General features: G+C 58.2%; 4 protein-coding genes. 3 read left to right on the top strand and 1 reads right to left on the bottom strand.

The window, feature by feature from the left end; all coding sequences use genetic code 11:
* Nucleotides 1-786 (top strand): sugar phosphate isomerase/epimerase family protein (locus ABX749_RS16700; protein ID WP_372896970.1); only part of this gene is annotated, 786 nt, incomplete at its 5' end.
* Nucleotides 787-880: 94 nt separating this feature from the next.
* Here ABX749_RS16700 and ABX749_RS16705 read toward each other — a convergent pair.
* Complete coding sequence (locus ABX749_RS16705) at nt 881-3,214, bottom strand: hypothetical protein (RefSeq protein ID WP_372896971.1); 2,334 nt, start codon at nt 3,212-3,214, stop codon at nt 881-883.
* A gap of 829 nt (nt 3,215-4,043) precedes the next feature.
* On the opposite strand from ABX749_RS16705, the gene ABX749_RS16710 reads away from it, so the two are divergent.
* On the top strand, nt 4,044-4,469 hold the full coding sequence (locus tag ABX749_RS16710) for an ankyrin repeat domain-containing protein (protein WP_372896972.1): 426 nt from the start codon (nt 4,044-4,046) through the stop codon (nt 4,467-4,469).
* Between the two features lie 1,116 nt (nt 4,470-5,585).
* Nucleotides 5,586-5,906: a hypothetical protein gene (locus ABX749_RS16715; protein ID WP_372896973.1), complete on the top strand. Its 321-nt coding sequence runs from the start codon at nt 5,586-5,588 to the stop codon at nt 5,904-5,906.
* Nucleotides 5,907-6,624 lie beyond the last annotated feature (718 nt).

Genomic DNA, 6,624 nt, shown 5'->3' on the forward strand with positions numbered 1-6,624 from the left:
CCCATGGCTGAACTGAACCTTGCGATCCGCGTCGATTCGCTTGGATTGCCCCTGAAACGTGCGCTCGATGTCGCCGCCCAAATGGGCATGCGATCGGTGGAACTCAATGCCCGCAGCGAGATTCATCCCGAATCGCTCTCCGAAACCGGTCTACGGCATCTGAGAAAACTGTTGGACGAACGCAACTTGTCGGTCGCCAGTCTGCGGTTCCAAACACGACGCGGATACGACAACCCCCAGGACCTGCAACGCCGAATCGAAGCGACCAAGGCGGCGATGGCTCTGGCGTACAAATTGAAGTCGCGAACGGTGATCAATTCGATCGGATTCATCCCCGACGATGAGACGGACCCCCGCTATGAATCGCTGCAAGCGGTGCTCAGCGATCTGGGCCGGTACGGCGCTAAGGTGGGCGCCTGTTTGGCCGCGGAGACCGGCGCGGAATCCGGCAAAACCCTCGCCGACCTGCTCGACAAGGACGAAGACGGTTTTGTCGCCGTCGCGCTCAATCCCGGCCGATTGATCGTCAACCGACACAGTGTCACCGATGCCGTCAAACTGCTTCGCCAGCGAATTCAAGTGGTGTGCGCGACCGACGGCGTGCTCGACTTGGCCGCCGGACGGGGACTGCACGTGCCGATCGGCGAAGGCACCGCGGATTTCCCGCAAATCTTTGCCACCTTGGAAGACGTCGGGTTTCGCGGGCCGTGCATCGTCGGGCGAGATGATTCCTCGCTTGCGGAACTGCAGCAAGGCGTGGAGTACTTGGGGAATCTGGGGATGTAGGCCGGGACGGGGTAGGAAGATTTTTCCTACCTCCAAAATCTTCCTACCATTTCGCCAGGTTGCGCGGATGCCTGCCTGCGAGGAAACCGCAGCCTCAGTAGAGATCCACCTTCATGAATGCTCCCGAAGACGTGACAATCACTCCCGTCGTGGTGCCTGCTTTGATTTTCAATTTCTCCGACTGCCCTGATCCGCTGGCCGGTTTGATTTCGATGGTGTAATTCCCGGGGGCGACTTCCCAGTTGATCCCCGTCTTGGGATCTCTGGCACCCGCACCCGCGGCAATCGTGTAGTCGCGTCGGTTGATGGTCAGCACGACTGGGCTGGCAGTATCATTGGCGAGGAACAATCGCGCCTTGCCCGGTGCAGGCCATAAACCGGCTGCCTTGGCGGCTTGGGCATCGCGTGACACCAGCGTGATCGCCGTTTCCTTCCCTTTGCCGACCAGCTGCACCGACAGTCCGCCGGCGGGTCCGGTAAACGAAAGCTCGGCGCTCTGGCGATCGATCTTGGTGTCCTCCGCTGATTCGTCCCATTTGCCCCATTGTCCCGACGCGAGCTGACGGCGATAGAAATCCACCACGGCGCCCAGTTCCGCGGCGACGGTCGTCTGAATTACTTTGCGGAACGGGCTGCCTTCGGCTTGGATTCCCTCGTGGCCTTGCGGCACCGGCAACGCGTCGTAGCTGTCAGCGGGCAGTCCGCCAACCGGTTTCTGGGCGGGGGAAGATTTTTTGCCAAGGATGTTGACGTCGACGCTGACTTCGAAACTGTACTTGGTGTCCAAGAACTCGCCGGGCTTGGTCATCTTCGCTGTTCCGCGGGCGCGTCCGTCTTCGATCACGATGGCGTCGTCCAGATCGCTGTTGCTGCCGACGCTGTTGTTGTCGGCCCAGATCGACACGGAGCTGACGTTGTCGTCGGCGTCGACCAGCAATTTGACTTGCGGCGTGAATTCAAAGTAATCGTCTGCGGCGGGTCTGCCCAAAGCCGCGGTCAACTTGGTCATGTTGAGCGGTTTTTCCGAGAAGACAATCGACGTCATCGGATCGTCAAAGAACATCACCGGATACGCCACCACGTTGGACAGGTTGTAGGTCCTGCTGCCCACGACCAGTTTGCCGGAATTGGCAAGTTTGGGCGCATCGGCGAGCCGTTTGACGGGCGTGGACTGGCGAGTCAAAACGGGCACGTCGAAGCTGATTTCGGCGGTGTAGACCTTGTCGAAGAAGTCGCCCGGTTCCCTCAGTGCGACGGTGCCTCGCGCGCGGCCGTCTTCGACCAGCGCGGTGCCGACAAGTTCGTCGCCGGAACCGTGTCCGGGCGTTCCACCGGCTTGCAGGCTCAACTGACCCGGTTGGTCGTCTTCATCCAACACGACCAGCAAGTGCGGCTGCGGCCAAGAGGGACCGCCCTCGTCGTCTTCGTCGCTGCCGGTCTTGCGGAGTCGCGCGAGAAGCGTGTCTTGTTTGACGGCCTTCGGAGTTGCCACAATCTTCGTCCTCCACTCGTCATATTGAAAGACTTCGTACGCGATCACGTGCGGCAGTTCATAGGTGGTGCCATCCATCACGATCGTGCCCTTGTTGGGAAGTTTGGGCATTTGGGCGATGCCTTGTTTCGCTTTTTCTTTGCGTGATGGCAGTGCCACGGATGATTCGACCATGTCCTCCTGCGTTGCCGTTTCGGCCGCGATCGCTTTTGCCGCCTGCTTCGCCTGCTTGGCTTCGGCTTTCATCCGCGCGATCTCTTCCTTCATTCCGTCCCACTGCATGCCCTCGGTTCGAAATTCGACTTCGCAGCCGTCCTCCTCGGCGGTCAGGTTGACCTTCAGCGTTGACTTTTTCTGTGAGAAGTTCATGCTGACGTAGTGGTCGAAATCCATCGTCGTCTTGTCCTTGGTCCAGTTGCGTTTTTCAAGTTCCTCGATAAGGAACTTTTGAACGGTTTTCAGGTCGGACGAGGTCTTGAATTCGACGGTTTCGAAAAAGTCGCTGTATTCGAGGTCGGTGGCGTCGTCAGGGATCGGCAATTCTTTGGGCGTCGGTTGGTCGTCTTCTTCCCACATCATTCCGGTGGGAGTCAAACGCACGGCGCTGCCACCCTTTTCTTCACTCACGCGGACGACCAGGGTCATGTTGTTTTTGGCAAAGGTCTGGACCCAGAAACTGCTTTGTAGATTGTCGCGTGCCGATTTACGCCAGCCTTGTTCGGTCAGTTTCTGGGCGTAGTGCTTGCCGACCGTTTTGAAGTCCGAGGGCATTTGAAAGCGGATGTCACCTCGTCGCTTCATCATGCTGTACTCGGTCGCCCCGTCCGGAACGATCAGATCCCGTACCCGCATCTCCTGGGCGACCGCCGGTGTCCCGATCCCGAAGCCTGAAACAACCAACAGAGCCGCCATGAAGTGAAGAAGTTTGCGGAGCATCGCGATTTTCTCCTTGTGGGGGATCGTTCGAGTCGACCCCTTCATTTGAACGGGGGTGGGGAGAGTAGACCAGAGAAAAGATGAGAATCTCGTGAATTCCTGGCAGGGGATGGGAGGCAGAGTGTCCGGACGTTTTCGTCTGGACGGCGCCGGGTGGAGAAACTCGACAAGCGTTCGTGAGCCGAGGTGACTCGCCCAACGCCACTTGCTTTGACACCAATTGGGGCGAGTCTTGTTAGCGGTTGGGCGCGTGCCCAATACCGCTCAATCGACATTGAGGGGCGCCGCTCGCGCTGGCGCGAACCGGCTGATATCAATTGATGACCAGCCGTTTGGCGTGAGCCTACGGGCCCTGGTCTGGTCAAGATCTTGTCGATTGAGCGGTGTTGGACGAGAGCCCTCCGGAGTCTGACCGAATTTCGTCGGAGCTGTCAAAAGCGTCGGGAGCATTGACATCGGAATAGGCGAGCCAAGATGGCCTCGTTTGCGAACGAAGCTCCTGGCCATTGAGACGTTGCACGTTGGTCGTGCAGCAAGCGGCCCGAGATCCACGGCGACGCTTACAACGGGATCAACACGGGGCCCGCGCAACGGGCAGGGCTCGCGCCGCATCAGGTTCCCACCTCACATCGTCCACCACCTTCCGAGCAGACCTGCACGCTCGTCTACACCTTCTGCACTGTTCACGAGCGTTTGGTTGACCAGCTGATCGGGGACCCGTAAGATCGGGTGGTTTGTGATGCTCCGTAGTCCAACCACGAAGTATCGCTTTCTTACCTCGGTCGGCCCGCCAATGATTAATCGTTCGGCGAAAGAAACGGTGGCAGGCATGAACACGTCGTTTGAAGACTTCAAAGCGCTTCAAGAAGCGGCCCGCGGTGGGCGACTCGATCAAGTACGGGAGCTACTCGACCGAGGGGTCGATCAAAACACGCACCCTGGCATGCCAAAGGAGTTGTCGCCCCTTATGAAGGCTGCAAACCAGGACCACTTGGAGGTTGTTCAACTATTGGTCGAACGGGGAGCGAACATCCACTTTATGGACGGCGATGGATTTACAGCGCTCACGATCGCCGCCGGAAGCGGCCATTGGGAGATCGCGAAGTTCCTCGCCGAGCAGGGCGGTGATGTCTTGCACAAGGATGCGAGAGGATTGTCGGCGTTGAGTGCGGCCGAGCGAACGGGCGATGCGTCTTTGGTCGCGTTCTTTCAACAGTTTTCATCCGGCAGTCAAGACGCTTCGCAAATCGTTTAACCTGAAGCCTCCCTATGCGATCAAAACCTCAAAGAGATGCTTCATGATGAATCTAGATGCTTCGTTACCATCCCATCGGAATGATGATCCGCAGGCGTATGGCTCCCCCGTCACTCCCGTCGTGTGGTCGACATTGTTTTTCTTTTACTCAAAGACGAATCCTACCGAACACACGACGCGCCGTTCCCCGGGAGTCGAGCGCCCGCGGAGATTGGAAGTGCACCATTGAGATCAAGACGCCGTTGCCAGCACATCGCTGATGAACTGCGGCCAGGAAATTCGGGAAGCGGACGATGTGGAGGCGGGGCTGCCCGGGCGACGTGCCTTGATGCCGCGTCCGTACCTGCCTCTGTTGGCATCCTGACCAACGCCCCATGACTGCTCGCAGGACGCTGACCCCGCCATCCAACTCGAGTTCGCCTGCGACGAAAACGCTGGCACCCCCTGCCGGGATGCGTTCTGATCGAGTCCCCTTCACCGGCCCACGTGAAGGCCGACAACGTTCTGACGCCCGATGAATCTGCGTGCCTCTGGATATTGCGGATCGATCGCAATTCGTTCACGCTGCCAGCGAACGCCAGGTGTGCCGCAGCAAATCTATTCGTGTCATTCGTGTAATTCGTGGACAATCTCTTCACCGCTGGTTCCCCGAATGTCCAACGCCTGACGTCCCGACTGCGATTGGTGCGCTCGAATTGCGCCCACCGGATTTTATCAGACCTCTGTTTCCTGCAGACCGCCTCAGGTAATACGGTTTGATAGGTGCGCTGACGAACTTGGTGGAAGGATCTCACGCAAAGTCGCCAAGCCGCAAAGACTTGAACCCGCTCCTTTGCGGCTTGGCGTCTTTGCGTGACTCTTGTCTCATTTGGTGCGCGGTCGACTCGGCCGAAGGAGACAAACCAACGCCTGTCGATACCAACGTCGGCAACCGACGCCTGAAAAGCCGGCCGCAAAATGGGACTCTCGATTTCCCTCGGTGTTTCGGATTGAGTACATTGGCCCTCAGCGGCGATGGCTCGTGCCGTCGTCGTGGCCGATCCGCGTGAACCAATTGGTGCACCGCAATCGGCGAGTCGAGTTTGTTTTTGAGTTCCGGTCCATCGCACCGACGCGGTGACCACCGCCGTTCGTTGGATGATGACAGTTTCTCCCGCAAACAGAATTGCAGTTCGACCGCCACGCATCTTTCTTTGGTGCTTCGGAATCTGCGCGGCCGTCGGATTGTTGTGCGGTGTTGCTTGGAACATTCTTGCCGATCTCAACCCCGATCTGATCTATCATCTCGACAAGGGCCACATCGAAGTGATGGTTTGTTTGGTTCTTGGTGCGATTGTTGGAGCCGTTCTTGGCATCATCGTTGATGGCGTGTGGATGGTTCTCCGGTTTGTTGAGCATCGTAACGCAATCGCTAATTCACCTGATGAAACGGCATGACATTGGCTCGCAGTGGCGAGACTGAATAGAACGCAAAGAACAGTTTCACTTTGATTTGCGCGGTCGAATTTGGATCGCGGCGACGCTGACTGTATTCTTTCGCGATTGGCGATGGACGCTGGTTGCACTTTCACCGCTACCAAGAGACCAACGAACCATCCCGTGCACCGAAGGACGGCTTGCGCGATTAAATGAATCGATGCTCAACCATCCGTCCTCGGTGACGTGTACCGTTGAACTTAATCGAATTGCTCTCCGCTTCGACGGTTGAGCTGCGGTAATGGTGGGGCGGCGTTGCGTGGAACTCCAGGCGTCAGGCTGACGCCAGCTTCTTGAATCCTCTGGCCGCAGGTCGTCAGCGTTTTGGTGTGGCAGTCGTCTTGATCTCTCGTGGCCCATCGTGTGATCCGCAGGCGCATGACTCCCCAGTCAGTTGCGTTGTGTGGTCCACGGTGTTTTCCTTTTGTCAAAAGACGAATCCGACCGAACACACGACGCGCCGATCCTGGGGAGTCGAGCGGCTTTGGATGTTGGAAGTGCACCCGTGAGATCAAGACGCCGCTGCCAGCACAATACCGATGAACTGCGGCCAGTTGATTCGGGAAGCGGACGATGTGGAGGCGGGGCTGCCCGGGCGAAGTGCCTTGATGCCGCGTCCGTACCCGACCTCTATTGGCATCCTGACCAACGCCCCATGACTGCTCGCAGGACGCTGACC

The organism is Stieleria sp. (assembly GCF_041595215.1).
In the GTDB taxonomy this organism is placed as follows: domain Bacteria; phylum Planctomycetota; class Planctomycetia; order Pirellulales; family Pirellulaceae; genus Stieleria; species Stieleria magnilauensis.